Origin of the sequence: Nonomuraea thailandensis (genome assembly GCF_024172165.1) — a bacterium.
Taxonomy (GTDB): domain Bacteria; phylum Actinomycetota; class Actinomycetes; order Streptosporangiales; family Streptosporangiaceae; genus Nonomuraea; species Nonomuraea thailandensis.
In genome coordinates this window covers 8,031,489-8,056,725 of the sequence record NZ_JAMZEB010000002.1, presented here as the reverse complement: position 1 = coordinate 8,056,725, position 25,237 = coordinate 8,031,489, and the positions used below count along the sequence as shown (strand labels likewise).

At 71.5% G+C, this 25,237-nt stretch carries 24 protein-coding genes; 15 read left to right on the top strand and 9 right to left on the bottom strand.

Going from position 1 to position 25,237, the window contains the following annotated elements; translation table 11 throughout:
• The first annotated feature begins 566 nt into the window (after window positions 1-566).
• The 4 genes from tsf (at window position 567) to HD597_RS40675 (ending at window position 3,797) form a co-directional block, all read left to right on the top strand.
• The gene (gene tsf / locus HD597_RS40690) at window positions 567-1,400 is read left to right on the top strand and encodes a translation elongation factor Ts (protein ID WP_253749772.1); all 834 of its coding nucleotides are present in this window, start codon (window positions 567-569) and stop codon (window positions 1,398-1,400) included.
• A 154-nt stretch (window positions 1,401-1,554) separates the two neighbouring features.
• Window positions 1,555-2,253: a UMP kinase gene (pyrH, locus tag HD597_RS40685; protein WP_253749769.1), complete on the top strand. Its 699-nt coding sequence runs from the start codon at window positions 1,555-1,557 to the stop codon at window positions 2,251-2,253.
• A 43-nt stretch (window positions 2,254-2,296) separates the two neighbouring features.
• Complete coding sequence (frr, locus tag HD597_RS40680) at window positions 2,297-2,854, top strand: ribosome recycling factor (protein ID WP_253749766.1); 558 nt, start codon at window positions 2,297-2,299, stop codon at window positions 2,852-2,854.
• A gap of 103 nt (window positions 2,855-2,957) precedes the next feature.
• Window positions 2,958-3,797, top strand: a complete 840-nt coding sequence (locus HD597_RS40675; protein WP_253749762.1) for a phosphatidate cytidylyltransferase — start codon at window positions 2,958-2,960, stop codon at window positions 3,795-3,797.
• Between the two features lies 1 nt (window position 3,798).
• On the opposite strand, the gene HD597_RS40670 is transcribed toward HD597_RS40675, so the two are convergent.
• Window positions 3,799-4,815, bottom strand: a complete 1,017-nt coding sequence (locus HD597_RS40670; protein ID WP_253749759.1) for a suppressor of fused domain protein — start codon at window positions 4,813-4,815, stop codon at window positions 3,799-3,801.
• A 123-nt stretch (window positions 4,816-4,938) separates the two neighbouring features.
• On the opposite strand from HD597_RS40670, the gene rlmN reads away from it, so the two are divergent.
• Entirely contained in the window at window positions 4,939-6,039 is a 1,101-nt protein-coding gene (rlmN, locus tag HD597_RS40665; protein ID WP_253749756.1) for a dual-specificity RNA methyltransferase RlmN, read from the top strand.
• Between the two features lie 66 nt (window positions 6,040-6,105).
• Here the strand turns inward: rlmN and HD597_RS40660 are convergent, their stop codons facing one another.
• A complete protein-coding gene (locus HD597_RS40660) occupies window positions 6,106-6,774 on the bottom strand; it encodes a hypothetical protein (protein WP_253749753.1) in 669 nt (222 codons plus the stop codon).
• A complete protein-coding gene (locus HD597_RS40655; RefSeq protein WP_253749750.1) occupies window positions 6,771-7,562 on the bottom strand; it encodes an ABC transporter ATP-binding protein in 792 nt (263 codons plus the stop codon). The genes HD597_RS40660 and HD597_RS40655 overlap by 4 nt, the downstream gene beginning before the upstream one ends.
• 201 nt (window positions 7,563-7,763) lie before the next feature.
• On the opposite strand from HD597_RS40655, the gene HD597_RS40650 reads away from it, so the two are divergent.
• The gene (locus HD597_RS40650) at window positions 7,764-8,207 is read left to right on the top strand and encodes a DivIVA domain-containing protein (protein WP_253749748.1); all 444 of its coding nucleotides are present in this window, start codon (window positions 7,764-7,766) and stop codon (window positions 8,205-8,207) included.
• Here HD597_RS40650 and HD597_RS40645 read toward each other — a convergent pair.
• The gene (locus HD597_RS40645; RefSeq protein ID WP_253749745.1) at window positions 8,204-8,860 is read right to left on the bottom strand and encodes an HAD family hydrolase; all 657 of its coding nucleotides are present in this window, start codon (window positions 8,858-8,860) and stop codon (window positions 8,204-8,206) included. The two genes, HD597_RS40650 and HD597_RS40645, sit on opposite strands and share 4 nt — an antisense overlap.
• Window positions 8,861-8,879: 19 nt before the next feature.
• Here HD597_RS40645 and HD597_RS40640 point away from each other — a divergent pair, with 19 nt between their 5' ends.
• Window positions 8,880-9,362, top strand: a complete 483-nt coding sequence (locus tag HD597_RS40640) for a GNAT family N-acetyltransferase (protein WP_253749742.1) — start codon at window positions 8,880-8,882, stop codon at window positions 9,360-9,362.
• Here the strand turns inward: HD597_RS40640 and HD597_RS40635 are convergent.
• From HD597_RS40635 to iolC, 5 genes are all read right to left on the bottom strand, one after another.
• On the bottom strand, window positions 9,328-10,341 hold the full coding sequence (locus HD597_RS40635) for an AI-2E family transporter (protein ID WP_253749739.1): 1,014 nt from the start codon (window positions 10,339-10,341) through the stop codon (window positions 9,328-9,330). The two genes, HD597_RS40640 and HD597_RS40635, sit on opposite strands and share 35 nt — an antisense overlap.
• A gap of 62 nt (window positions 10,342-10,403) precedes the next feature.
• On the bottom strand, window positions 10,404-12,248 hold the full coding sequence (gene iolD / locus HD597_RS40630; protein ID WP_253759682.1) for a 3D-(3,5/4)-trihydroxycyclohexane-1,2-dione acylhydrolase (decyclizing): 1,845 nt from the start codon (window positions 12,246-12,248) through the stop codon (window positions 10,404-10,406).
• Entirely contained in the window at window positions 12,248-13,090 is an 843-nt protein-coding gene (iolB, locus tag HD597_RS40625; protein WP_253749736.1) for a 5-deoxy-glucuronate isomerase, read from the bottom strand. The genes iolD and iolB overlap by 1 nt, the downstream gene beginning before the upstream one ends.
• Window positions 13,087-13,992, bottom strand: a complete 906-nt coding sequence (locus HD597_RS40620) for a Cgl0159 family (beta/alpha)8-fold protein (protein WP_253749733.1) — start codon at window positions 13,990-13,992, stop codon at window positions 13,087-13,089. Before HD597_RS40620 ends, iolB begins: the two co-directional genes overlap by 4 nt.
• Window positions 13,989-14,927 (bottom strand): 5-dehydro-2-deoxygluconokinase, encoded by a 939-nt coding sequence (iolC, locus tag HD597_RS40615; RefSeq protein ID WP_253749731.1) that lies wholly within the window; start codon window positions 14,925-14,927, stop codon window positions 13,989-13,991. Before iolC ends, HD597_RS40620 begins: the two co-directional genes overlap by 4 nt.
• 262 nt (window positions 14,928-15,189) lie before the next feature.
• Between iolC and HD597_RS40610 the strand changes: the two genes are divergently transcribed.
• The 8 genes from HD597_RS40610 to HD597_RS66180 are packed head-to-tail and all read left to right on the top strand — an operon-like array spanning window position 15,190 to window position 25,225.
• On the top strand, window positions 15,190-16,578 hold the full coding sequence (locus tag HD597_RS40610) for an extracellular solute-binding protein (RefSeq protein WP_253749729.1): 1,389 nt from the start codon (window positions 15,190-15,192) through the stop codon (window positions 16,576-16,578).
• Window positions 16,553-17,491 carry a carbohydrate ABC transporter permease gene (locus HD597_RS40605; RefSeq protein WP_253749727.1) on the top strand — a complete coding sequence of 313 codons (939 nt, stop codon included), beginning with the start codon at window positions 16,553-16,555 and terminating at the stop codon, window positions 17,489-17,491. The genes HD597_RS40610 and HD597_RS40605 overlap by 26 nt, the downstream gene beginning before the upstream one ends.
• Complete coding sequence (locus HD597_RS40600) at window positions 17,488-18,306, top strand: carbohydrate ABC transporter permease (RefSeq protein WP_253749724.1); 819 nt, start codon at window positions 17,488-17,490, stop codon at window positions 18,304-18,306. The genes HD597_RS40605 and HD597_RS40600 overlap by 4 nt, the downstream gene beginning before the upstream one ends.
• Window positions 18,306-19,370: an ABC transporter ATP-binding protein gene (locus tag HD597_RS40595; RefSeq protein ID WP_253749721.1), complete on the top strand. Its 1,065-nt coding sequence runs from the start codon at window positions 18,306-18,308 to the stop codon at window positions 19,368-19,370. The genes HD597_RS40600 and HD597_RS40595 overlap by 1 nt, the downstream gene beginning before the upstream one ends.
• Window positions 19,367-20,545 carry a CehA/McbA family metallohydrolase gene (locus HD597_RS40590; protein WP_253749718.1) on the top strand — a complete coding sequence of 393 codons (1,179 nt, stop codon included), beginning with the start codon at window positions 19,367-19,369 and terminating at the stop codon, window positions 20,543-20,545. The genes HD597_RS40595 and HD597_RS40590 overlap by 4 nt, the downstream gene beginning before the upstream one ends.
• Window positions 20,536-21,429 carry a TIM barrel protein gene (locus HD597_RS40585; protein ID WP_253749715.1) on the top strand — a complete coding sequence of 298 codons (894 nt, stop codon included), beginning with the start codon at window positions 20,536-20,538 and terminating at the stop codon, window positions 21,427-21,429. The genes HD597_RS40590 and HD597_RS40585 overlap by 10 nt, the downstream gene beginning before the upstream one ends.
• The gene (locus HD597_RS40580; RefSeq protein WP_253749713.1) at window positions 21,426-22,505 is read left to right on the top strand and encodes a Gfo/Idh/MocA family protein; all 1,080 of its coding nucleotides are present in this window, start codon (window positions 21,426-21,428) and stop codon (window positions 22,503-22,505) included. Before HD597_RS40585 ends, HD597_RS40580 begins: the two co-directional genes overlap by 4 nt.
• The gene (locus tag HD597_RS66180; RefSeq protein WP_253749711.1) at window positions 22,502-25,225 is read left to right on the top strand and encodes a glycoside hydrolase family 38 N-terminal domain-containing protein; all 2,724 of its coding nucleotides are present in this window, start codon (window positions 22,502-22,504) and stop codon (window positions 25,223-25,225) included. Before HD597_RS40580 ends, HD597_RS66180 begins: the two co-directional genes overlap by 4 nt.
• Window positions 25,226-25,237 lie beyond the last annotated feature (12 nt).

Here is a 25,237-nt window from a genome sequence, read left to right as displayed (position 1 = left end):
GTGAGTCAGCGGGCAAGGCAACGTACAGCTGAATAAGGCAAACCACCGGGTGGCTGCAGAGCCCCGGATGGGCGGTCAGGCAAGGTGGGCGTCCCGGCTCGGCAAACGGCTGAGCCAGGACGGCACGCCGCGCGGGCCGCTCCCGGGCCTCGGACGGTAGGCCAGGGCGAGGTGGCGGCGAGGTCAGGATCCTGGCTCCGCGCGCCGAGCCCGGCCTCCTGGCCTCCGGCACGCTGGAAGGCGGGAGGCGCGGTCTCCTCGCCGCCAGGGTGCAGGCCTCTCGCCGCGGCGAAGCGGGCGCTGGGCCGGGCCGGGACGATGTCGCGGCGCGGCGCTGCGAGCGCTACACCGGGGCGGGGGCCGGACGGGCCGAAGGTGGTACGCCGAGGCGAGGCTGGGCAGTATGCCGAGCGAAGCAGCAGCGAAGCCGGGCCGGCCCGAGCCCCGAGCAAGACAAGGCTCCTGTACGGCGGGCGCCCGCCGTACGAACCCAGGGTGGGTGGCCGGATCCCGGCTCCCGCCCCGACCACGATGACGACGACGAAATCCCACAAGGAAAAAGAGCAATGGCTTCCGTGAACATGGCCGACGTCAAGCGGCTTCGCGAGATCACCGCTGCCGGCATGATGGACTGCAAGAAGGCGCTGGAGGAGTCCGAGGGCGACTTCGACCGCGCGATCGAGCTGCTGCGCCTCAAGGGTGCCAAGGACGTGGGCAAGCGCGAGGCCCGCACGGCCTCCAACGGCCTGGTCGCGCTCAAGCAGGACGGCGACTCCGCCGCCGCGCTGGTCGAGATCAACTGCGAGACCGACTTCGTGGCCAAGGGCGAGCGCTTCCAGGAGCTGGCCGGCCAGGTCGTCGCGCACGTGCTGGCGACCAAGCCCGCCGACGTGGCGACGCTGCTCGAGTCCTCCTTCGACGGCAAGACCGTCAAGGAGCACCTCGACATCGCCAACGCCGCGCTCGGCGAGAAGATCGAGATCCGGCGCTTCGCGGTGCTGGAGGGTGGCTACATCGGTGCGTACATGCACAAGACCGACCCGGCGCTGCCGCCGGCCGTCGGCGTGCTGGTGCAGCTCGACAAGCCGAACGCCGAGATCGCCAAGGACATCGCGCAGCACGCCGCCGCGATGGCGCCGCAGTACCTCAAGGCCGAGTCCGTTCCCGCCGAGGTCGTCGAGAAGGAGCGCAAGCTCTTCGAGGAGATGACCCGCGAGGAGGGCAAGCCCGAGGCCGCCATCGGCAAGATCGTCGAGGGTCGCGTGAACGGCTGGTACAAGGACTTCACGCTGCTGCAGCAGGCCTTCGTCAAGGACAACAAGAAGAGCGTCGGCAAGTACGCCGAGGAGAACGGCGTCGAGGTCCTCGGCTTTGTCCGCTTCAAGGTCGGTCAGGCTTAGGCTTAGGCAAGCCGCCAGCTCAACGATCCACCGAATGAAGGAGGCCGCCGCCGTGCAGGACCACCGGGAGTCAGCCCACGAATCCACACGGACGGCGGCTTCCTCATCTCAAGATCCACAAAACCCGCACAACCACCTCAGGTGGAAGCGGGTGATGCTGAAGCTTTCGGGAGAGGCGTTCGCCGGGAGCGAGCCACTGGGCATCGACCCGGTGGTCGTCGATCACCTGGCCGACTCGATCACTGAGGCGGTCAAGGAAGGCGTGCAGGTCGCGGTCGTGGTCGGCGGCGGCAACATGTTCCGCGGCGCGACCCTGTCGCAGGGGGGCATCGACCGGGCCAGGGCCGACTACATGGGCATGCTCGGCACGGTCATCAACTGCCTGGCGCTGCAGGACTTCCTGGAGCGGCGGGGCGTGGAGACGCGCGTGCAGACCGCCATCACGATGCAGCAGGTGGCGGAGCCGTTCCTGCCGCGCCGCGCGATCAGGCACCTCGAGAAGGGCCGCGTGGTGATCTTCGGGGCCGGGCTCGGCTCGCCGTTCTTCTCCACCGACACCGCGGCGTCCCAGCGGGCTCTGGAGATCGGCGCCGAGGCGCTGCTCAAGGGCACGCAGGTGGACGGGATCTACGACTCCGATCCACGCAAGAACCCGGACGCGGTCCGGTTCGACCACCTCGACTACGGCGAGGTGCTCCTGCGCGACCTCGCGGTCATGGACGCCACCGCGATCAGCCTGTGCAAGGACAACGATCTGCCGATCGTGGTCTTCGACCTGATGGGCGAGGGCAACATCCTGCGAGCGGTACGCGGTGAGAAAATCGGCACGCTGGTGAGTCCCGCAGGCAAATGACGGAGCGAGCCCGACGACGCCAGCTAGTAGACAGGGAGCCGCTGTGATCGACGAAACCCTCCTCGAAGCCGAGGAAAAGATGGACAAGGCCGTTTCGGTCGCGAAGGAGGACTTCGCGAGCATCCGTACGGGCCGCGTCACCCCCTCGATGTTCAACAAGATCAACGCCGAGTACTACGGCACGCCGACGCCGATCCAGCAGCTGGCGTCCTTCCACGTGCCCGAGGCGCGCATGGTCCTCATCCAGCCCTTCGACAAGAGCTCGATGGGCGCGATCGAGAAGGCCATCCGCGACTCCGACCTCGGCGTGAACCCCACCGACGACGGTCAGGTCATCCGCGTGACGTTCCCGGAGCTGTCCGAGGAGCGCCGCAAGGAGTACATCAAGGTCGCCAGGAACAAGGGTGAGCACGCCAAGGTGTCGGTGCGCAACATCCGCCGCTCCGCCAAGGAGACCCTCGACAAGATGAGCAAGGACGGCGAGGCGGGCGAGGACGAGGTCAGGCGGGCCGAGAAGGAGCTCGACGACCTCACGCAGAAGCACGTCGCGAAGATCGACGAGCTGCTCAAGCACAAGGAAGCCGAGCTGCTCGAGGTCTGAGCGGCGCGCCGCACGGCGGGTCGCTCCGAGCGCTCCGCCGCAGGTAGCGGGTCACCTACGGCCCTCGCCCCGACGGCGGGGGCCGTGGCTCTTGGAGAAGTCTGTGGAAGAACGTACGGCTGGCACCAGCTCGAGCGGCGGCAGCCGTACCGGAAGGAACCTGCCCGCCGCCATCGCGGTCGGCCTGGTCCTGGCCGGGCTGGTCATCGGCACCGTCTACACCATCAAGGAGCTGTTCCTCCTGGTCGTGACGGGCGCTGTCGGCGTCGGCGTGCTGGAGCTGGTCAAGGCCTTCGCCACCCGTGACATCAAGGTCCCCGCCGTGCCCGTGCTGGCGGGTCTGGTGGCGATGCAGGCAGGCGCGTACTGGGGCGGGCCGCGGTGGTTGCTGGCCACGTTCGCGATCTTCGCGTTCGTGCTGCTGATCTGGCGGATGTTCAGCGACGGGACGGCCGGATACGTGCGTGACGCCTCGGCGTCGGTGTTCACGCTGTTCTATCCCGCGATGCTGAGCGCGTTCGTGGCGCTGATGCTGTTCCCGGACGACGGCGACCACCGGGTGCTGATCTTCATCGCGGTGACCGTGGCGAGCGACATCGGGGGTTACGTCGCGGGCGTGCTGTTCGGCAGGCACCAGCTCACGGTGATCAGCCCGAAGAAGACCTGGGAGGGGCTGGCCGGGTCGGTCGTGGCGTGCACGGCGGTCGGGGCCTGGCTGGTGACGTGGCTGCTGGACGGGCAGCTCTGGCAGGGCGCGCTGATCGGGGCGCTGGCGGCGCTGCTGGCGACCGTGGGCGACCTGATCGAGTCGATGATCAAGCGGGATCTCGGCATCAAGGACATGGGGACGATCCTGCCGGGGCACGGCGGGCTGATGGACCGGCTGGACTCGCTGGTGACCACGCTGGTGCCCGTCTGGCTGCTGATGACGCTGTTCTTCTGACCTAGTGGGACTGCAGGGCCTGCGTGGTGACGGGCGAGAGCCAGAGCCACCGGACGATCTCGCCGCCAAACGCGAATCCTGACATGTCGGGCATATGGGCCGGGTTGGCCTGCATCAGGACACCCGAGTACTGCGGGCCCAGCGGGAACGTCGAAGGCTCGTGATACCACTTCGCCGTGTGCCCGTGACCGAGCCACGTCACCGAGTGCCACGGATACTGCGACAACCACACCAGCAGCAGCGCCGCGTCCTTGGGGTCGTCGCGGGTGGCCACGGCCAGCTCGATCCTGGCGTACGCGCCGGGCTTGTCGATCCACTGCTCCACCGTCGGCATGCGCTGGCAGCTCATCCCCACCGTGGACAGCACGGTGAAGCCGCGCTCGCCGTGCGGCGGGCGCTCGGTGATGCCGACCGTCGGCAGCCGCTCGCCGCTGGCGTCCCAGTAGCGGCCCGCCGGCCCCAGCACCTCGTCCAGATGGCCCATCACGAACTGCTGGAACGACGGCCACGAGCCCTCGCCGTGCCGCCAGCGCCAGTAGGACCTGGCGTTCGAGATGCGCGGGCGCAGCCCTTCCAGCGCCTCCGACAGGGCCCAGGCGAACGGCGACTCGCCCACCGCGTCGCGCGCGTAGCCCGGCATGCCCCTGCTCATGTCGGCCCAGCCGGGGATGACCGCGAGCAGCTCGTCGTCCTCGTACAGCGCCACGCCGTCGCCCTCCTCGAACCACAGCGGGCTGAGCTGCCCGAGCGGCCGCCGGCCGTCGGGGTGCAGCGTGCTGGCCCTCGGCATGAGCGGCGGCAGGCCGGCGTTGATGCGGGCCAGGTCGACGACGGCGGGGGCGGGGCGATGGTTGGCCAGCCAGACGGCTCCGTGGACCGTGCCGTCGGGCGAGCACAGGTAAGCTACCGAGGAGTCCTCGTCCCGCTCGACCACGAGCGTCCGGCTCCCGTACGGGTTGCCGGCGGCGAGCACGACCTCGGTGCCACCCTCGCCAGATGCCGACCGGAAAATCGCCATACGAGATGACTGTAGATCGGGCGGAGACCAAGACGCGAGCCGTAGCGAGACCAGGAATGTCACCTCCGATCCGAACGTTGATTACCCTGGTCGCAAACCCCTCAAGCTAGCAAAGGCAGCACAGTGTCCCAGCCTCCAGGTCAGCTCACCTTCGTCGCACCGCGGCGGGCCAAGCCCGCACGGCACCTGGCCGACCTGTCGATGGCCGAGCGGCGGGCCGCCGTGACGGAGCTGGGCGAGAAGGCCTTCCGCGCCGACCAGCTCTCCCGCCACTACTTCGAGCGGCACACCACCGACGTGCAGGCCATGACCGACCTGCCCGCGGCGGCCAGGGAGAAGCTGTCGGCCCTGCTGCCGGCGCTGCTCACGCCCGTCAGGGAGCAGACCACCGACCGCGGCACCACCCGCAAGACGTTGTGGAAGCTGTTCGACGGGGCGCTGGTGGAGTCGGTGCTCATGCGCTACACCGACCGCGTCACGATGTGCGTGTCGTCGCAGGCCGGATGCGGCATGAACTGCCCGTTCTGCGCCACCGGGCAGGCCGGCCTGACCCGGAACATGTCCACCGCCGAGATCGTCGAGCAGGTCGTGGCGGGAGCCCGCGCGCTGGCCGCCGGCGAGGTGCCCGGCGGGCCCGGGCGGGTCAGCAACGTCGTGTTCATGGGCATGGGCGAGCCGCTGGCCAACTACAAGCAGGTGATCGGGGCGGTGCGCCGCCTGGTGGAGCCGGCGCCGCACGGGCTCGGCATCTCCGCGCGCGGCGTCACGGTCTCCACCGTGGGGCTGGTGCCCGCCATCGGCAAGCTCGCCGACGAGGGCCTGCCGGTCACGCTGGCGCTGTCGCTGCACGCGCCGGACGACGAGCTGCGCGACACGCTGGTGCCGATCAACACGCGCTGGAAGGTCGGCGAGGTGCTCGACGCCGCCTGGGCGTACGCGGCGAGGACCAAGCGGCGGGTGTCGATCGAGTACGCGCTGATCAAGGACGTCAACGACCAGGAGTGGCGCGCCGACCTGCTCGGCAAGCTGGTCAAGAACAAGCTCGTGCACGTGAACCTGATCCCGCTCAACCCGACGCCCGGCTCCAAGTGGACGGCCTCGCGGCCGGAGGACGAGCGGGCGTTCGTGCGGCGGCTGGAGTTCCACGGCGTGCCGGTGACGGTGCGCGACACGCGCGGGCGCGAGATCGACGGCGCCTGCGGGCAGCTCGCCGCCGCCGAGTAACGGCGCCGCGTACGGCCGGCCCGGAGGTCACGCCCGGAGGTCACGCCCGGAAGTCACGACCGGAGGTCACGCCCGGCGGCGGAGCCAGCCGTACGCTGCCAGGCCGATCAGGCACCACGCCAGCGAGATCGCGGTCAGCTCCGGGAAGGAGCCGAGCAGCTCGCCGGAGTTGGCGGCCTTCATCCACGGGATGAGCGGCACCGTGAGCCAGTACAGCGACGTCGAGCTCAGCAGCAGCATCGCCAGGAAGCCGAGCAGCAGGCTCATGATCGAGATGGCCGGTGACGGCAGGACGGCGCGGCTGGTGAGGGCGCCGAGGGCGGTGCCTGCCAGGGCGGAGAGCACGTACAGGACGAGTGCGGCCAGAAGCAGGCCGGACGACGGCGACCCGGAGACCCCCGCCAGCAGCGCCCAGAACAGCCCGAGCGCCGCGAACACCGCGCACGCCGTGAACGCCGCCAGCAGCCCCGCCGCCACCTCCTTGCCCCGGCCGCCGACCTGGATCGCCGACATCTCGCGCTGCCGGTCGGGCTCGGTGTCGAGCAGGCTCCTGGCCGCCCACGCCAGGATGGGGACGAGCAGGATGGCGCCGTCCACGAGAACGGTGGCCTCGGCGCCCCTCGGCGCCCGGCTGCCGTGGACGATGGCCAGCAGGGCGAGGGTGAGCAGGAACGCCTGGTACACCCGGTGCGAGCGCACGTAGGCGGCCAGACGGAAGACGGCCAGGGCGATCAACGGGTCTCCTCGTTCTGCGCGGCCGCGGTCTCGACCTCGCGGGCCTGGAAGCCTTCCTCGCGCATCCTGGCCAGGAAGCCTCGCAGCTCGCGGGCGGGCAGCGTGACGGCCACGGTGGCGTGTGCGGCGGTCGCGGTGGCCTGGGCGGTGGCCTGGGTGGTGGCCTGGGCTGTGGCCGCGGGCAGGGGCGCCGCGGTGCCCTCCTTGAGGTGGCCGTCCACCATCGACCAGTGACGCAGCCCCGGCAGCCCTCGCATGCCGCCCTGGTGATCGCTGGCGATGACGACTCCGCCCCGCCCCGCCACCTCGGTCGCGATCGAGGGCAGCGCCTCCCGCGTGTCGGCGTCGAGGCCGGCGAACGGCTCGTCCAGGATCAGCAGCCCCGGCTCGGCCATCAGCGCCTGGGCCAGGCCGACCTTGTGCGCGCTGCCCTTCGACAGGTCGGCGAGCGGGGTGGCGAGCAGGTGCCCCATGTTCAGGCGCTCGATCCACGGCTCCCAGCGGCCGCCGCCGCGTACGCGGGACATGTGCCGCAGGTACGCCGTGACCGTGAACGGCTGGCTCGCGGGAAACCGGTCGGGCGCGAAGCCGACCACCGGCGGGCGATCGGCGATCGTGCCCGTGGTCGGCCGGGCCAGGCCGGCCAGGAGGCGGAGCAGGGTGGACTTGCCCGCTCCGTTCACGCCGGTCAGCTCGATCACGTCGCCGGGGGCGAGGCGGGCGTCGGCGTCTTCGATGACGAGAGGATCACGTCTTCGGTAACGGAAGGAGACCTTGGACAGACGCATGATCCTGTAACGGTATATGTCGGGTCGCAGGGTCGGCGTAAAGGTCCGACAATGGAGGGACCCCAGCACGAAGTACCCCAGAGGAGTGAGGGCTTGAACCGCTTTCCGCGCGTCATGGGTATGCGTTCAGGCTATGACCCCGTCGAAGTCGACGCCCTGATCGGGCGGATCGAATCGACCCTTGGCCGAGGCTCGCACCTGTTGGAGCCCGTCACCGCGGACGAGGTCCGCACGGCCACGTTCCGCGCGAAACGCGGCGGTTACCAGGAGACCGCGGTGGACTTCGCGCTGGAGGCGTTCGTGGTGGCGCTGGAGGCCCAGGCCAAGCGGCCCATCCGCCTGGCCATGGCCGAGCCCACCGGCGAGATGCTGCGCGAGCAGTGGTTCGAGACGCAGGCGGCGCGGGTCGAGCGGGTCGCGTTCCGGCCCGGCCGCATGGGCACCGGTTACAACGAGGACGAGATCGACGCCTTCCTCGACCGCATCGTGGCCACGCTGCGCGGCACGACCGACTACCCGGTGACGGCCAAGGAGGTGCGGGAGGCGAAGTTCTCGACCGTGATGTTCCGGGCCGGATACCTCATCGCGGACGTGGACTCGTTCCTCGCGGGCATCGCCGACGTCCTGGAGCAGCGGGCTCTCTAGGAGTCCAAGGCGGCCTCGGCCGCCGCGTGCAGCCCGCGCAGGTCGGGCTGCACGTGCGGGACGATCGACGGGTCGGCCGGTCGCGCGCCGTGACGGTTGATCCACACGCGGGGCAGGCCCAGCCGGTGGGCGGGCTCCATGTCGTGGAAGTAGCTCTGGGCCGCGTGCACCCACACCTCCGGCTCGAAGGAGCTCCTGAACAGCTCGAAGTGCGCGTGCGACGGCTTGTACGCGCCCGCGTCCTCGGAGGTGACCACCGCGTCGAACGGCACGGGCAGCCGCCGCCGCGTCCCGGCGATGAGGTCGCGGTCGCAGTTGGTCAGCAGCGCCAGCCGCCACCCCGCCTCGCGCAGCGCCGACAGCTCGGCGCCCACCTCGGGGAAGACCGGCCAGTACGGCAGCGTCCGCGCCAGCACCGTGGCGTCGTCCGCGCCGAGCTCGACCTTCTCCTCCTCGCACGCCCTGCGCAGCGACTCGGCCAGCACGCCGCGGTAGCGCATCGTCGGCGACTCGGCCTGGACGACGTGCTCGTGCCGGTTGTACGCCTCCAGCAGCCGCGCCCCCTGCCCGGGCACGATCAGCTCGGCGCTGGTGCGGATGCCGTGCCGCCAGTCGACCAGGGTCCCGAAACAGTCGAACGTGATCCATCGCATGGCTCTCATAATGACGGTCATGGACATTTCCGTGCGTGACATCGGTCCCGGCGACCTGCCGGTGGTCACCCGGGTCATCACCGAGAGCTGGGGCGGCACCACGCTGATGGTCCTGGGCGGCGGCAAGGAGGTGGACGTGGTGGAACTGCCCGGCTTCATCGCCGAGGCGGAGGGGGAGGTGGCGGGCATCCTCACGTACGTGGAGGAAGGCGGCGAGGTGGAGGTCGCCTCGCTGAACGCCGTGCTGCCCGGCCGGGGGGCCGGCAGGGCGCTGCTGGACGCGGTGCGCGCGGTCGCGGCCGGGCGGGGCATGACCCGGCTCTGGCTGGTCACCACGAACGACAACACGCATGCCCTGCGCTTCTACCAGCGCTACGGCTTCGATCTGGTCGCCCTGCACAGGAACGCCATGGACCGGGTGCGTGCCGTCAAACCCGACATCCCGGCCGAGTCCGACGGGATCCCGATCAGGCACGAGCTGGAGCTCGAACTACGCCTGTAGAGGAGTGGGGGTGGCGCAGCAGCGCGACGATGACCGAGGTCACCGGGGCGGCCAGGAAGGCGCCCGCGATCCCGGCGATCACGCTGCCCACCGTGATCGCCACCAGGATGACGGCGCCCGGCAGGTCGAGGGCCTTGCCGTAGATCTGCGGCGCCAGCACGTGCCCCTCGATCTGCTGCACCGCCAGGGTCACCGCCACCACGATCAGCGCCACCAGCCACCCCTTGGCCACGAGCGCCACCACGGCCGCCAGCAGCCCCGCGAAGAACGCCCCCACCACCGGCAGGAACGCCCCCACGAACGTCAGCACCGCCAGCGGCAGCGCCACCGGCACGCCGAGGATCCACAGCGCCATCCCGATGAAGAACGCGTCCACCAGCCCCACGATCGCGACCCCGTGGATGTAGCGGCCGATCACCGAGAAGATCAGGCCGCCGGTCTCGGTCACGCGCGCCCTGGCGGTGGCCGGCAGGAGCTCCACCAGCCACCGGAAGAGCCGGTCGCCGCCGTGCACGAAGTACACCGACAGGATGATCGCCAGGACCGCCCCGACCACGATCTCGCCGACCGTCCTGACCCCGGCCAGCGCCCCGGTGGTGATCTGGCGGCTCTGGCCCGACAGGTAGTCCCGGGCCTGGGTGAGGAGCTCCCGGTCGTCGAGCCCGAACCTGGCCGTCAGGTCGTGCAGGTCGTCGAGCACCTTGCCGACGCTGGCCCGCAGCTCCGACACGCTGGCCACGGTGGGCGGGACCACCAGCGCCATCACCGCGCCGGCCACCAGCAGCCCGCCGGCGAAGACGATCGTGGTGGCCGCCGCCCTGCCCAGCCCGCGTGACCTGAGCCAGCGGGCCGGGGGCAGCAGCAGCGCGGTCAGGAAGACGCCGATGATGATCGAGATGGCCACCGTGCGCACGTGGTAGAGGCAGAAGCAGGCCACCGCGATGACCGCGAACCACCCCAGCAGCCGCCACGGCCTCATCCCGATCCCCCCGATCATGCCTGGTCAGAGGCGTTCCCCGGGGTGATCGCGGGCAACCCTGCTCAGCCGGGCGGGGTCAGGTGGTGGCGCTGGGAGCGTTTGTTCGCCTCGTACGTCTCCCTCGCCGCGTACGTGGCGCTCGTCGTCGCCACCTGCGCCACGGGCACGTCCCACCACGCCTCGGAGGAGGGCGCCTCGTCGGCCAGCCTGTCGGTGCGCACGTAGATCACCGTGGTCTCGGCGGACGAGCGGGCCGTGTCGAGCGCCTTGCGCAGGTCGGCGACCGTCTCGGGGCGCAGCACGGTGGCGCCGAGGCTGGCGGCGTTGGCGGCCAGGTCCACCGGCAGCGGCCCGCCGTCGCGGCGCTGGTAGGCGGTGCCGAGCCGCTCGGCGCCGACGCTCTCCGACAGCCGCCCGATCGAGGCGAACCCGGAGTTGTCCACCAGCACCACGACCAGCTTGACGCCCTCGGAGACGGCCGTGACCAGCTCCTGGGCCATCATCAGGTACGAGCCGTCGCCCACCAGCACGAACACCTCGCGCTCCGGCGCCGCCAGCTTGACCCCCAGGCCGCCGGCGATCTCGTAGCCCATGCAGGAGTAGCCGTACTCGACGTGGTAGCTGCCGGGGCCGCTGGGCCGCCAGAGCTTGTGCAGGTCGCCGGGCATCGATCCGGCCGCGCAGACCACCACGCCGTCGTCGCCCGCCGCCGCGTTGACCGCCCCGATGACGGCGGCCTGCGGCAGCGGCGAGCCCTCCAGCGCGTACGCCGCGTCGACCGCCGTGTCCCAGGCCCGGGTCAGCTCGGCGGCGCGCTCACGATAGGCGGCGGGTGTGCTCCAGCCCGCGCACGCCTCGGCCAGGTCGCTCAGCCCCTCGCGGGCGTCGGCGACCAGTTGCAGGCCGGAGAGCTTGGCGGCGTCGAAGCCGGTGATGTTGAGGTTCAGGAACGCGGCGTCGGGGGCGAAGATCGTGCGGGAGGCGGTGGTGAAGTCGCTGTAGCGGGTGCCGACGCCGATGACCAGGTCGGCCTCGCGGGCCAGCGCGTTGGCGGCCGTGGTGCCCGTGGCGCCGATCGCGCCGAGCGCGAGCGGGTGACCGTAGGGGAGCGCGCCCTTGCCTGCCTGCGTCTCGGCCACCGGGATGCCGAACGTCTCGGCGAACGCCTGGAGCTGCGCGGTGGCCTCGCTGTAGATCGCGCCGCCGCCGGCCACGACGATCGGGCGGGCGGCCGACCTGATCAGGTCGGCGGCGCGGGCCAGCGCCGCGCGTTCGGGGCGCGGCCTGGGGATGTGCCAGACGCGGGGGGCGAACAGCTCGTCGGGCCAGTCGAACGCCTCCGCCTGCACGTCCTGCGGCAGCGCCAGCGTCACCGCGCCGGTCTCGGCCGGGTCGGTGAGCACCCGCATGGCGGCCAGCAGCGCGCTCGGGAGCTGCTCGGGGCGGTTGATCCGGTCCCAGTAGCGGGAGACCGGCTTGAAGCAGTCGTTGACCGAGATGTCGTAGGAGCGCTGGTCCTCCAGCTCCTGGAGCACCGGGCTCGCGGCGCGGGTGGAGAAGATGTCGCCGGGCAGCAGCAGGACGGGCAGGCGGTTGATGGTCGCGCCGGCCGCGCCGGTGATCATGTTCGTGGCGCCGGGGCCGATCGAGGTGGTGCAGGCGAGCGTGGCCAGCCGGTTGCTGGCGCGGGCGTAGGCGGCGGCGGTGTGCACCATGGCCTGCTCGTTGCGGCTGAGGCGGTAGGGCAGGTCCTCGGCGGAGGTGGCCAGCGCCTGGCCGAGCCCGGCCACGTTGCCGTGGCCGAAGATGCCGACGCAACCGCCGAAGAAGCGGCGCTCCACTCCGTCGCGCTCGCTCCACTGGCGTGCCAGGAAGTGCACGACCGCCTGCGCGACGGTCAACCGGATCACGAAGTCCTCCCGAACGGCAGTCTGTTGTCGATGAACTGGGCGTCCCAGGAGGAGCGGATCCAGGCGTGGCGGGGGTCGTCGCAGAACGCCATCGAACGTTGCTCCGCCGGGCCCGCCAGCACGTTCAGGTAGTACAGGTCGTAGCCGGGGGCGGCCATGGAGGGGCCGTGGTAGCCGTAGGGGACGAGCACCACGTCGCCCGAGGAGACCTCGGCCAGGGTGTCGATGTGGCCGCGCTCGGAGGAGTAGACGCGCTGGTAGCCGATGCCCTGGTCGGCGACCTCGAAGTAGTAGATCTCCTCCAGGACCGCCTCGTTCTCGCCCGGGGTGTCGTGCTTGTGGGGCGGATAGGACGACCAGTTGCCCGAGGGGGTGAGCACCTCGACGGCCATGAGCTTGTCGCAAGCCTCGTAGGCGTCGGGGGAGCAGAAGTTGTTCACCTGGCGGGTGGCCTGGCCGGCGCCTCTGATCTCGACGGACACCTCCGCGGCGGCCACGTAGCGCGGGGGCATCGCGCGGGTGGCGCGGGCCGAGGGGAACGCGATGCGGCCCGCCCCCTCGATGGTCACATGCGTAGAAATCGGGATATAGGCGAAATCGGAGGGGCCGTCGAAGACCGAGGGCCGGCCTGCCAGCACGAACGTCTCGCCGGGGATCGTGACCGTGCAGGAGCCTGCGAGGGGGAGGACGAGCATCTCCTCCTCGCCCGTGTCGAAGGTCAGCGGGGCGTTCGTCAGGTCCGCGATGCGCAGACCCGAGTACGTCCAGCCGGCCACGGAAGGGGTGATCTCGACCGACCAGGGGCCGCTGGCGGTCTTGCCGTACGGCAGGTGAGTCATGCGCGGGCCTCTCGTACCAGTGCGGCGGCGCCGTCCACCGCGGTTGCCACGTCGTCGTCCGGAGGGTAGAGCAGGGCGCGGCCGACGACGAGGCCGCGCACGCCGGGCAGGCTCAGGGCGCGGTGCCAGTCGGCGTAGGCGGCGTCGATGTCGGGCGGGTCGCCCCCGAGGAGCAGGGCGGGCAGCGTGGTGGCGGCCATCACCCGCTCCATCTCCGCCACCGCCGGGATCTTCAGCCAGGTGTAGGCCGAGGTGACGCCGAGCGCCTGGGCGACGCTGATCGCGCGGATCACGGCGTCGGGCGACAGGTCGTTGCGCAGGGCGCCCGACTCCGAGCGCAGCGACCAGAACGGCTCCACCATGGCCAGCAGCCGCCTGCGCGCCAGCTCGGTGACCGCGCGGGCGCAGGACTCCAGCGTGGTCACGGTGGCGTGGTCGGACGGGTCGATGCGGCAGAGCATCTTGCCGCCGTCGAGCCGCATGGCGTCGATGGAGGCGGCGTCGAAGCCGGTGAAGCGGTCGTCCACCTCGAAGACCGAGCCCTGCAGGCCGCCGCGGTTCATCGAGCCGAAGGCGAGCTTGCCCTCCAGGGCGCCGAGCAGCAGCAGGTCCTCCAGGACGTCGGGGGAGGCCAGGATGCCGCCGACGCCGGGCCTGGACAGCGCCAGCCGCAGGCGGTCGAGCAGGTCGACGCGGCTGGCCATGGCCAGGGGGCGGCCGCGTACGCCGAGGGCGCCGCGGGCCGCGTGGTCGGCGGCGATGATCAGCAGCCGCTCGCCCTCGGCAGGCAGGCCACGACGCTGCCGGCGGGCCGCGGACGCGGCGATCTCCTCGGGCTGGGTGGCGCGGATGCGGGTGAGCCGCTCGTAGTCCGCCGAGCTGGACAGCGTGGTGTCGCTCAAGAGCGCGCCCCGTTCAGCAGCTCCTCCACCTCGGAGGTGGACGGCATCGCGTCGGCGCAGGCCAGGCGGGCGGCCACGAAGGCGCCCGCCGCGTTGGCGAAGCGCAGCGTGCGCTCCAGCGGCCAGCCGCGCAGCAGGCCGAGGCACAGGGCGCCGCCGAACGCGTCTCCCGCGCCGATCCCGTTGACCACCTTCACCTCCATGGGCTCCACCAGAGCGCTCTCCCCTGAGGTACGCGCGAAAACCCCTTCCGGGCCCATTTTCACGATCGCCAGCCGTACGCCGGCGTCGAGCAGGGCCTGGGCGGCGGCCTCCGGATCGCGTACGCCGACCGCGACCTCCACCTCCTCCAGGTTGCCCACGGCCACGTCGGCCAGTGGCAGGCTGCGGCGCGCCGCCTCGTGGGCGGCCTCGCGCGACTCCCACAACACGGCCCGGTAGTCGAGGTCGAACACGGTCGGCCCGGACGTGCGCGCCGTGAGCGCGGCGGCGTGGGCGGCCGCGCTCGGCTCCTGGCTCAGCCCGGTCAGCGAGAACCAGAACAGCCCCGCGCCGGCGATCGCGGGGAGGTCGAGCATGGACGGCGTGAGCTGCAGGTCGGGCGGGCGCTCGCCGCGGTAGAAGTAGATCGGGAAGTGGTCGGGAGGGAAGATCTCGCAGAACGTCACAGGCGTCGGCCGGCCCTCGACGGTGCGCACGAAGGCGTCGTCCACGCCGAAGCCGCGGATCGCCCGCCGCACGTAGTCACCGAACGGGTCGGCTCCCACGCCGGTGATCACGGCGGAGCGCAGCCCGTGGCGCGCCGCGGCCACGGCGACGTTGGTGGGGCTGCCGCCGAGGAACTTGCCGAAGGTCTCGACGTCGGCCAGGCCGACACCGGTCTGCAGCGGGTAGACGTCGACGCCGGAGCGGCCGATCGTGATCAGGTCGTACAACAGCACCTCCAGGGACGGAGCTCACCTCGTCACTATGGCATATTGTCATGACATTCGGATGTCCGCTATGTTGCGAATAGCGGCCCCGTCCGAAACCTGGTCGTTCACTACCCGGCATCCCGGGTAGTGAAGATCGCCCCGCGCGGGCAAAGGCGCAGCATGTGGGCACGTCCTCGAATAACGGCCAGGTCTTTACGTCATATGAATGTCATGACATATTGGCCCATGGCCTCCTCCCTTAAGGACACGTCGGAGGGTTTGCATGGCATTGCGGAAACGGTCGATAGGTGTCGTCGCGGTCATCACCGCCGCCGGTCTGGGGCTCGCCGCCTGCGGCCAGTCCTCCGGCGGGGGCGGTGAGACCATCGAGCTGACGATCGCCCAGAACGCCATCGCCGGCGGCAAGAACGCGGCCGCGGCGCAGTACATCGCCGACTGGGTGATCCCCAAGTTCGAGGCGGCGCAGAAGGCGAAGGGCAAGGACGTCACGGTCAAGTTCGTTCCCAGCGGCGTCGACGACGAGCAGTACAAGACCAAGCTCTCCCTCGACCTCAAGTCAGGCAAGGGCGCGGACGTGATCGACATCGACGGCATCTGGGCCGGCGAGTTCGCCGAGGCCGGCTACATCAAGCCGCTGTCGGAGCTGGTCGGGGCCGAGGCCGACAGCTGGGACGGCTGGGCCCAGATCCCCGAGGCCGTGCAGGCCATGGCCGAGTTCAACGGCAAGAAGTACGCCCTGCCCGTCGGCACCGACGGCCGCGTGCTCTACTTCAACAAGAACCTGTTCGCCAAGGCCGGGCTGCCGGCCGACTGGCAGCCCAAGAGCTGGCAGGAGATCCTCGACACCGGCGCCAAGCTCAAGTCCTCCGGCGTGCCCGTGCCCATCCAGATCAACGCCGGCACCGCGATGGGTGAGGCCACCTCCATGCAGGGCGTGCTGCCGCTGCTCGCGGGCGCGGGCGGCGAGGTGCAGAAGGACGGCAAGTGGACCGGTGCCTCCCAGCCGCTGAAGGACGCGCTCGGCCTCTACCAGAAGATCTACGGCGGCGGCCTCGGCGATCCCAAGCTCCAGCAGGAGGCCAAGGGCCGCGACAAGTCGTTCCAGCAGTTCGCCGAGGGCAAGATCGGCATCCTGATGGAGGGCGACTACTTCTGGCGTGGCGTGGTCAACCCCAAGACGGGCGTGGCCAAGATGGCCGACCGCGACCAGACCGTCGGGTACGCCATGATCCCCGCCATCGAGCCCGGCAAGGGCATCAAAGGCCAGGACTTCGTCAGCATGTCCGGCGGCGCCCTGCGCACGGTGAACCCCAACAGCAAGCACCCGAAGGAGGCGTTCGAGCTGCTGGCCTTCACGCTCTCCCCGGAGGCGCTGAAGGAGGAGACCAAGGACGGCAACGTCCGCATCACCCCGCGCACGGACGTCAACAAGGAGATCCTGGCGGGCGAGCCGCTGCTGACCTTCATCTCGGAGAAGGTGCTGCCGGTGACGGCCTACCGCCCGCCGGTCGCGCTCTACCCGCAGGTGTCGGTGGCGTTGCAGGAGGCCACCGCCGCGGTCGCCGGCGGCACGGCTCCGGACCAGGCCGCGGCCGACTACCAGAAGAAGCTTGAGGGAATCGTCGGTGGCGCAGGCAATATCGCCTCCTGAGGCTCCTGAGGCGGCCCCCGGCACGAGGGAGCCCTCCCGCTACAGCTCGGACGCGGCGGGCCTGGGCAAGGCGCGGGCAGGGGTCTTCATGGCCCCCGCCCTGCTGCTGATCGCCGCCTTCCTCGTCTTCCCCGCGCTCTGGGTGCTCTACCTTGGCCTGACGAACTACCGCCTGACGGGCATCGCCGCCGCCGAGCCGCAGTTCGTCGGCCTCGACAACCTCCTCGACGCGGTCGCGAACCCGACGTTCTGGAGCTCCACCTGGCTGACCGCGCAGTTCGTGCTGGGCTCGGCCGTCATCGGGCAGGTGGGGCTGGGCTTCACCATCGCGTGGCTGCTGCGTGACCGGCGCGGCCCGCTCAAGCGGATGGTCGAGGGCCTGGTCATCCTGGCCTGGATCCTGCCCAGCGCCATCGTGTCGTTCCTGTGGGTGGCGCTGCTCGACCGCGACGGCGGCACGCTCAACGCGCTGCTCGGCATCCCCGGCACCGCCTGGCTGCTGGACCATCCGATGTTGTCGATCATCGTGTTCAACACCTGGCGCGGCACCGCGTTCTCGATGATGTTGTACGGCGCCGCGCTCGCCAACGTGCCGCCCTCGCACCTGGAGAGCGCCCGCCTGGCCGGCGCCTCCGGCTGGCAGCAGCTCAGGGACGTCGTGTTCCCGCACATCAGAGGGCACATCCTGACGAACCTGCTGCTGATCAGCCTGTGGACGTTCAACGACTTCACCCCGTTCCTGCTCACCGCCGGCGGCCCCGACGGCAAGTCGGAGATCCTGGCCGTGCACGTGTACAAGGTGGCACTCCAGGGCGGCGAGCTGGGCTACGGCGCCGCCGTCTCGACGATCATCCTGCTGATCAACCTGGTCGTGGCGGTGTTCTACCTGCGGCTGTTGCGGAGCAAGAAATGACGCGATTCGTCCTGGGCCGGATCGGGTTCTACACGCTGATCGCCGTGCTGCTGGCGTTCTTCACGATCCCGCTGCTGTGGCTGGTGACCGCGCCCTTCACCTCCGACCCCACGTACGAGGTGTCGGTGCCCGACTTCACCTGGGACAACTTCCGGGCGGTCGTGGAGCACCCGTACGCGCTGCCGTCGTTGTGGAACTCGGTCGTGCTGTCGGTGGGCACCGCCGTGCTGGTCGTCCTGCTCTCCGCGCTGGCCGCCTACGCGCTCAGCCGGGTGCGGCTGCCCGGCCGCGACGCCCTGCTGTACACGCTGCTGCTGCTGTCGTCGATCATCACCGGCACGGCGGCCATGGTGCCGCTGTTCCAGCTCGCGGTGGAGCTGAACCTCATCGACTCGCAGCTCGGGCTGATCCTCATCCTGAGCGGCGGCCTGCTGCCCGCGGCGATCTTCATGCTGAAGGACTTCATGGACGCCACGCCCAAGTCGTACGAGGAGTCGGCGCGCGTCTTCGGCGCCACGCCGCTGCAGATCGTGCGGCACGTGGTGGTCCCCCTGGTGCGGCCGGGGCTGGCGACCATCGCGGTGTGGGCCGTGGCCAACGTGTGGGGGAACTTCCTGATGCCGTACCTGCTGCTGAGCGACGTGGAGAAACAACCGGCGGCGGTGATCACGTACACGCTGTACACCGAGGGCGGGCAGGCCAACCTCAGCATGTTGTCCACGTTCGGGTTGCTTTACTCCATCCCGGTGGTGCTCATGTACCTGTTCGTCAGCAAGAAGTACGGCTTCCGCTTCCACGGAGGGATCAAGCGTTAATGGCCGCCATCGAACTACGCGGGCTGACCAAGGTCTACCCCGGCGGGGTGAAAGCGCTCGACGCGCTCGACCTGGCCATCCCCGACGGTGAGTTCTTCGCCCTGCTCGGGCCCTCCGGCTGCGGCAAGACCACGCTGCTGCGCACGATCGCCGGGCTGGAGACCGCCAGCGGCGGCGCCGTGGTCATCGGCGGGCGCGACGTGACGGGCGTGCAGCCGGGCGGCCGGGACGTGGCCATGGTGTTCCAGGACTACGCGCTGTTCCCGCACATGGACGTCACGGACAACATCGCCTACCCGCTGCGCATCAAGAAGGTCGCCAAGGGCGCGCGCCGCGACAAGGCCGCCGAGGTGGGCGCCCGGCTCGGGCTCGACCACCTCATGGACCGGCGGCCCGGGCAGCTCTCCGGCGGGCAGCAGCAGCGGGTCGCGCTGGCCAGGGTGATGGCCACGCAGGCGCAGGCGTACCTGTTCGACGAGCCGCTGTCCAACCTGGACGCCCGGCTGCGGCTGGAGGCCCGCACGTTCCTCAAGAAGCTCCAGCGCGAGCTCGGGGTCACCACCGTCTTCGTCACCCACGACCAGGCCGAGGCGCTGGCGATGGCCGACCGGATGGCGGTCATGGAGGCCGGGCACATCCGGCAGATCGGCACGCCGGCCGAGGTCTTCCAGCGGCCCGCCAACACCTTCGTGGCCGGGTTCATCGGCTCCACGCCCATGAACCTGCTGGACGGCACCGTACGAGGTGACACGCTGGAGGTGGCAGGGTGCAAGATCGCGGTCCCCGCCTCCGCCGGGGGGCCGCTGTCCGACGGGGAGAAGATCGTGTACGGCGTACGGCCCGAATACCTGACCTACTCGGCCGGGCCTGCTGAGGGCGCGTTCGGCGGGCAGGTGGCCATCGTGGAGAACCTGGGCGCCTCCCACCTGGCGACCCTCGACGTCAACGACGTGAGCGTGCAGGTCGTGGTGCCCGAGGGCAGCGAGCCCGCGGTGGGCGACGACGGCTACGCGGTGCCCCGGCGCGACCGGGCGCTGGTCTACCGGAACGGAGAGCTCGTGTGAGAGGGCACTGGTCGCTGGACGACCGGCTGGAGCGGATCCTGCGGGAGGCGCCGTTCGAGGTGCCTCCGGGGACGGCCGCGGTGCACGTGAAGCTCTCCTACGACAGGTCGCAGGGGGTGATCGACCTCGGCTGCGGGGCCCCCGGCGGCTTCCGCGGCTGGTCGGGCGGCGCGCGCGACGAGTACACGATCACCCGCGACTGGGCCACCCCGGGCTACCTGCCGGGCGAGCCCGAGCCCGGCACCTGGAACGTGTGGCTGCGGCTGCACCGCGTCCCGCCGCAGGGCCTCGACTACACGCTGGACATCTCCTGCGAGCCGGTCGCCCCGCCCGAGCCGGTGGCCGAGGAGCCGCCGCACGGCGCACGGCCGCCGCGCCGTGACATCCCGGACGTGGACGGCCTGCGCTGGTACGCCGGCGACTTCCACGCCCACACCGTCCACAGCGACGGCAGCCTGACCATCGCCGAGCTGGCCGAGCTCGCCCACGGGCGCGGGCTCGACTTCCTGGCCGTCACCGACCACAACACGGTCAGCCACCACCCCTGGCTGAGCAAGATCGACCGCGGCGTCACGCTCGTCCCCGGCCAGGAGGTCACCACCGACCGGGGGCACGCGAACGTGTTCGGCGACGTCGGCTGGGTGGACTTCCGCGAGCCCGCCGACTCCTGGGTCGAGCACGCCGAGAGCGCGGGCGGGCTCATCTCGATCAACCACCCGCTCGGCGGCGACTGCGCCTGGCTGCTGCCCATCGACCGCCGGCCGCGCGTGGCCGAGGTGTGGAGCTCCGGCTGGTGGGACCGCCGCTGGGGCGCGCCGCTGGCCTGGGCCGACGCCTGGCGCGACGACGTGATCGCCATCGGCGGCAGCGACTTCCACCGGCCGGGCTCCGACGGGCTGCCCGGCGCGCCCACGACCTGGGTGCTGGCCGAGGACCCCGCCGCCGTCCTCGACGGCGTGCGCGCCGGGCGCACCGCCGTGTCCACCGGCCCTGACGGGCCGCTGCTGCTCAGGCTGGGCGACGAGCTGCTCGTGCTGGACGCCGACGGTCTGGTCCTGGTACGCCCCGGCGGCGCCCGGCAGGTGGTCCGCGGCGAGCGGGTGCTGCTGCCGGCCGCCGGCGGGCCCCACCGGCTGGAGACCTACGAGAACGAGGTGATCGCCCTATGCGCGTGAGGAAAGTCGCCAACGCCCCCGTGAGCTTCGGCGTGTTCGAGCTGAGCGACGGCCCGCCGCCGCTGACCCCCGACGAGATGGTCCGCGCGCTGGCCGAGGCCGGTTACGAGGGCATCGACTCCGGGCCGATCGGCTACCTGGGCACCGGCCCCGAGCTGGCCGAGCGGCTCGGCGGGGCCGGGCTGCTGCTCTGCGGCGGCTGGGTGGACCTGCCCTTCCACGACGCGGACGGGTACGACAAGGCGCTGCCCGCGCTGACGGAGGCGCTGGACGTGTTCGCCGCCGCGCCGCCAGGTGACCTCCCGCCGCGGCCCACGATCGCCTGCCCCGGCACGCCGGAACGGTTCGCCCGGCCCGGCGGGACCGCTCCAGGGCTGCCGGCCGCCGAGTGGCCCGCGTTCGCCGCCCGGATCCAGGACACGACCGAGCGGTGCCGCGCACGCGGCTTCGAGCCGGTCTTCCACCACCACCTCGGCACCCACGTCGAGACGCCCGAGGACGTCGAGCGGCTGCTGGAGCTGACCGACGTGCAGCTCTGCCTGGACACCGGGCACCTGCTGCTGGCCGGCGGCGACCCGGTCGCGGCGCTGCGCGCGTGGGCCGACCGTGTCGGGCACGTGCACATCAAGGACGGCGACACCGCGATCCTCGCCCAGGCGCTGGCCGACGGCGTGGACCTGCGCGAGCTCATGGGCCGCGGCGGGTTCGCCCCGCTCGGCGAGGGGGAGCTGGACCTGCCGGCCGTGGTGCGCACGCTGGACGAGATCGACTACGAGGGCTGGATCGTGATCGAGCAGGACACCCTGCCCGGGCGGCGCACGGTCGCCCAGAACATCGCCGACCAGGCGGCCAACCGCCGGAAACTGAAGGACTTGGGGCTTTGAGAATCGCGCTGGTGGGTTGCGGGGCCGTGACGCAGGCGGTCTACGTGCCGCTGCTGTCGCGGCGCCGGGACCTGTTCGAGGTGAGCGCCGTCTGCGACCTGTCGCGCACGCTCGCCGACGCCGTGGGCGAGCGGCTGGGGGCCGCGCGGCGGTACACGGCGGTGGCGGACATGCTGGCCGACGGCGATTTCGAGGCCGTCGTCGTCCTGGCGTCCGGCTCGCACGGGGAGACCGTGCGGCAGGCGCTGGCCGCCGGGTACGCCGTGCTCTGCGAGAAGCCGCTCGCGCTCACCAGGGCCGAGGTGGCGGCGCTGCCCGAGGGGCGGCTGATGGTCGCCTACATGAAGCAGTACGACCCCGCCGTGCGCCGGGCCGAGGAGGTGCTGGCCGAGCTGGGCGGGCCCGAGGTGATCAGGGCGGTCGAGGTGACCGTGCTGCATCCGAGCGGGGAGTCGCAGCTCGCGTTCGCGAACCTGACGCAGGCGGGCGACGTGGACGCCGGGCTGCTGGCCTCGTTGCGGGCGGCCGAGCGCGACCTGGTGTCGCGGGCGCTGGGGGAGGAGGCTCCGGAGCAGGTACGGAACCTGTACGGGGTGGCGCTCGGCTCCATCTGCCACGACCTGTCGCTCATGAGGCGCTTCACCGGCTCTCCTGCGGAGATCTCGCACGTTGAGATGTGGGGGCCCGGGCCCGGCTCCATCGAGATCTCCGGCGCCCTGCCGGTACGGGGCCGCTTCTCCATCCGGTGGCACTACCTGGAGGACTACCCCGCCTACCGCGAGACCGTGGCCATCCACCACGACAAGGGCTCGCTGGAGCTCGTCTTCCCCTCGCCCTACCTGATGAACGCCCCGACCACGCTCACCGTGGTGTCCGGAGGCGAGAGCCGTACGCACTGGCGCGAGGTGACCGAGGCGTTCGAGATACAACTGGCGGCCTTTCATGCTTACGTGAACGATGGCAAGCCACCGCTCACCGACGCGGGCGGCGGCCTTGAGGACATCGTCACGGCGCAGCGCATCGCGGCACGCTATGCCGTACAGCATGGTCTGCCCTTGGGAGGGGAGTCAGCGTGAGCACGGAGATCGTCGTCGTACCGCACACGCACTGGGACAGGGAGTGGTACGAGCCCTTCCAGCGCTTCAGGCTGCGCCTGGTGGCGCTGCTCGACGAGGTGCTCGACACGATGGAGCGCGAGCCGGCCTACCACTTCACCCTCGACGGGCAGCTCGCCTGCGTGGACGACTACCTCGAGGTGCGCCCGGAGAACCGCGACCGCGTGGCGGCGCTGGTGGAGTCGGGGCGGCTGGCGGTGGGGCCGTGGCAGATCCTGCTGGACGAGTTCCTCTGCTCCGGCGAGAACATCGTCCGCAACCTGGAGCTGGGCATGGCCCGGTCGGACAAGCTGGGCGGCGCCATGCCGGTCGGCTACCTGCCCGACATGTTCGGCCACACGGCGCAGATGCCGCAGATCCTGCGCAAGGCCGGGCTGCTGCACGCCTGCGTCTACCGCGGCGTGCCGGCCTCCGTCACCACCGACGCCTTCGCCTGGGTGGCGCCCGACGGCACGGCGCTGCGGACGCAGTACCTGCCGGCGGGCGGCTACGGGAACGGGGCGTACCTGTTCCAGGACGGGGAGGGGCTCAAGGAGCGGGCGGCGGGGTTCGTGCGCACCATGCGGGAGTGGCACGGGCCCGAGGGGTCGCTGCTGGCGATGTACGGCACCGACCACTCCGCGCCGGTGCGCGGGTTGCCGGAGATGGTGACCGAGATCGGCGCCCGCATGGACACCTTGTCTGGATATATCGGCGCTTATTCGGGTGAGGTGGAGGGCCTGCCGCAGGTGCACGGCGAGCTGCGCTCCCACGCCCGCGCCAACATCCTGCCCGGCGTCATCTCCGTCCGCGCGCACGTCAAGCAGGCCATGAGCCGCGCCGAGCGGATGGTCGAGCGGTACGCCGAGCCGCTGGCCGCGCTCTGGGGCGAGGAGTGGCCCGGCCGCTTCCTCGACATGGCGTGGTGGCGGCTGGTGGACGCCAGCGGCCACGACTCGGTGACCGGCTGCGGCGTCGACGACACCGCCCAGCAGGTCGCCGCCCGCATCGCCGAGGCCGAGCAGCTCGGGCAGGCCGTCCGCGACATGGTCACCGCCCGCCTGGCCCAGACGGTGCCGTCCGACGGCGTGCTGGTCGTCAACCCCACCCCCGGCGCCCGCCGCGGCGTCGTGGTCGTGGACGTGGCCGGCACCGACCCGCTGGTGGGCCCGTCGGGCGAGCCGGTGCCGGCGCAGCCGCTGGAGTACGCGGCCACGCTGCTGCTCGACGAGGAGATGGACCCGGCCACGGCGCTGAGCTTCGTGCACGGCACCGAGCTCTACGGGCAGCACATCACCGGCTGGACGGTCGAGGACACGACTCTCACGTTCACCGTGGCCAGGGAGACCGCCACGGTGACCGACATGGACGACCTGCGCGCCGCCATCGGCGGCGTGACCCGCGTCCGCATCCTCGCCGAGCCCCGCCGCACGGTGGCCGCCCTGGTGGAGGTCCCGCCCCTCGGCCACACGAGCCTGCGTCCCGCGCCGCGCGACCACGTCTACGGCGACGCGCGGCCCCTTCCCGGCACGCACCACCCGTCCTGCTGGCTCAGCTCCGACTCGGCTCCCCTGCCGGTCCGGGGCGACGAGGAGGTGCTGGACAACGGGCTGCTGCGGGTCACCATCGCGCCCGACGGCACCCTGACCCTGGCCGGCCAGGACGGCACCACCGTCACCGGCGCGGGCCGCGTCGTCGACGGCGGCGACGTGGGCGACACCTACAATCACGCGCCGCCGGCGGCCGACGTGACCGTCTCGGAGCCGGTGGACGTGGAGTCCGAGCTCATCTGCTCGGGGCCGCTGGTGGCGATGGTGGACGTGCGGCGTACGTACCTGTGGCCCGCCTCGGGCGAGGGCGTCGAGGGCGCTCCCGAGCTGCCCGCCCCGGCGCGCGCCGCCAGGATGGAGGAGATCGCCGTCACCACCCGGGTCGAGCTGCGGGCGGGCGAGCCGTTCGTGCGGCTGCGGGTCGAGTTCGACAACCGCTGCGCCGACCACCGGGTGCGCCTGCACGTCCCGCTGCCGGAGCGGGCCACGCAGTCGTACGCCGAGGGGCAGTTCGCGGTCGTCACCCGCGGGCTCACCGCGGAGGGCGGCTGCGGCGAGACCCCGCTGCCCACCTTCCCCGCCTCCTCCTGGGTGGCCGCCGGCGGCGTGGCGGCGCTGCTGGAGCACGTGACGGAGTACGAGCTGGCGGACGGGGAGCTGGCGCTCACGCTGCTGCGCTCGGTCGGTTACCTCTCCCGCAACCGCAACGCCCTGCGCCCGGAGCCGGCCGGCCCGCAACTGCCCACTCCCGCGGCCCAGTCGCGCGGGGTGCGCTCGGTGAGCCTGGCGCTGATGCCGTACCAGGGGTCGTGGGGCGAGGTGGTGCCGCAGGCGGAGGCCTTCCGGCATGACCTGCTGGTGGTGCCGGGGCTCGGCGAGCGGTTCCTGCCGCTGCCCGAGCCCGCGGCGGGGCTGTCGGTGAGCGGCGACGGGGTCGTGATGACCTCGCTGCGCGAGCGCGACGGGTGGCGGGAGCTGCGGGTCGTGGCGCTCACCGCCGAGGACACCGAGGCCGTGATCGGCGGCGGCTTCACCCGGGCGCGCCGCGCCGACCTGCGGGGACGTCCGGGGGAGCCGCTCGACGTGACGGACGGGACGCTCCGGCTGCCGCTGGGAGGCTGGGAGATCGCGACGGTACAACTGTCGGACTGACCCAGGAACGCG

Bases quoted from the DNA above. Each gene is read 5' to 3' on its own strand.
- tsf (WP_253749772.1), top strand. From the start codon at position 567: ATGGCTTCCGTGAACATGGCCGACGTCAAGCGGCTTCGCGAGATCACC.
- pyrH (WP_253749769.1), top strand. From the start codon at position 1,555: ATGCTGAAGCTTTCGGGAGAGGCGTTCGCCGGGAGCGAGCCACTGGGC.
- HD597_RS40670 (WP_253749759.1), bottom strand. From the start codon at position 4,815: ATGGCGATTTTCCGGTCGGCATCTGGCGAGGGTGGCACCGAGGTCGTG.
- HD597_RS40655 (WP_253749750.1), bottom strand. From the start codon at position 7,562: ATGCGTCTGTCCAAGGTCTCCTTCCGTTACCGAAGACGTGATCCTCTC.
- HD597_RS40645 (WP_253749745.1), bottom strand. From the start codon at position 8,860: ATGCGATGGATCACGTTCGACTGTTTCGGGACCCTGGTCGACTGGCGG.
- HD597_RS40640 (WP_253749742.1), top strand. From the start codon at position 8,880: ATGGACATTTCCGTGCGTGACATCGGTCCCGGCGACCTGCCGGTGGTC.
- HD597_RS40635 (WP_253749739.1), bottom strand. From the start codon at position 10,341: ATGAGGCCGTGGCGGCTGCTGGGGTGGTTCGCGGTCATCGCGGTGGCC.
- iolB (WP_253749736.1), bottom strand. From the start codon at position 13,090: ATGACTCACCTGCCGTACGGCAAGACCGCCAGCGGCCCCTGGTCGGTC.
- HD597_RS40610 (WP_253749729.1), top strand. From the start codon at position 15,190: ATGGCATTGCGGAAACGGTCGATAGGTGTCGTCGCGGTCATCACCGCC.
- HD597_RS40600 (WP_253749724.1), top strand. From the start codon at position 17,488: ATGACGCGATTCGTCCTGGGCCGGATCGGGTTCTACACGCTGATCGCC.
- HD597_RS40595 (WP_253749721.1), top strand. From the start codon at position 18,306: ATGGCCGCCATCGAACTACGCGGGCTGACCAAGGTCTACCCCGGCGGG.
- HD597_RS40585 (WP_253749715.1), top strand. From the start codon at position 20,536: ATGCGCGTGAGGAAAGTCGCCAACGCCCCCGTGAGCTTCGGCGTGTTC.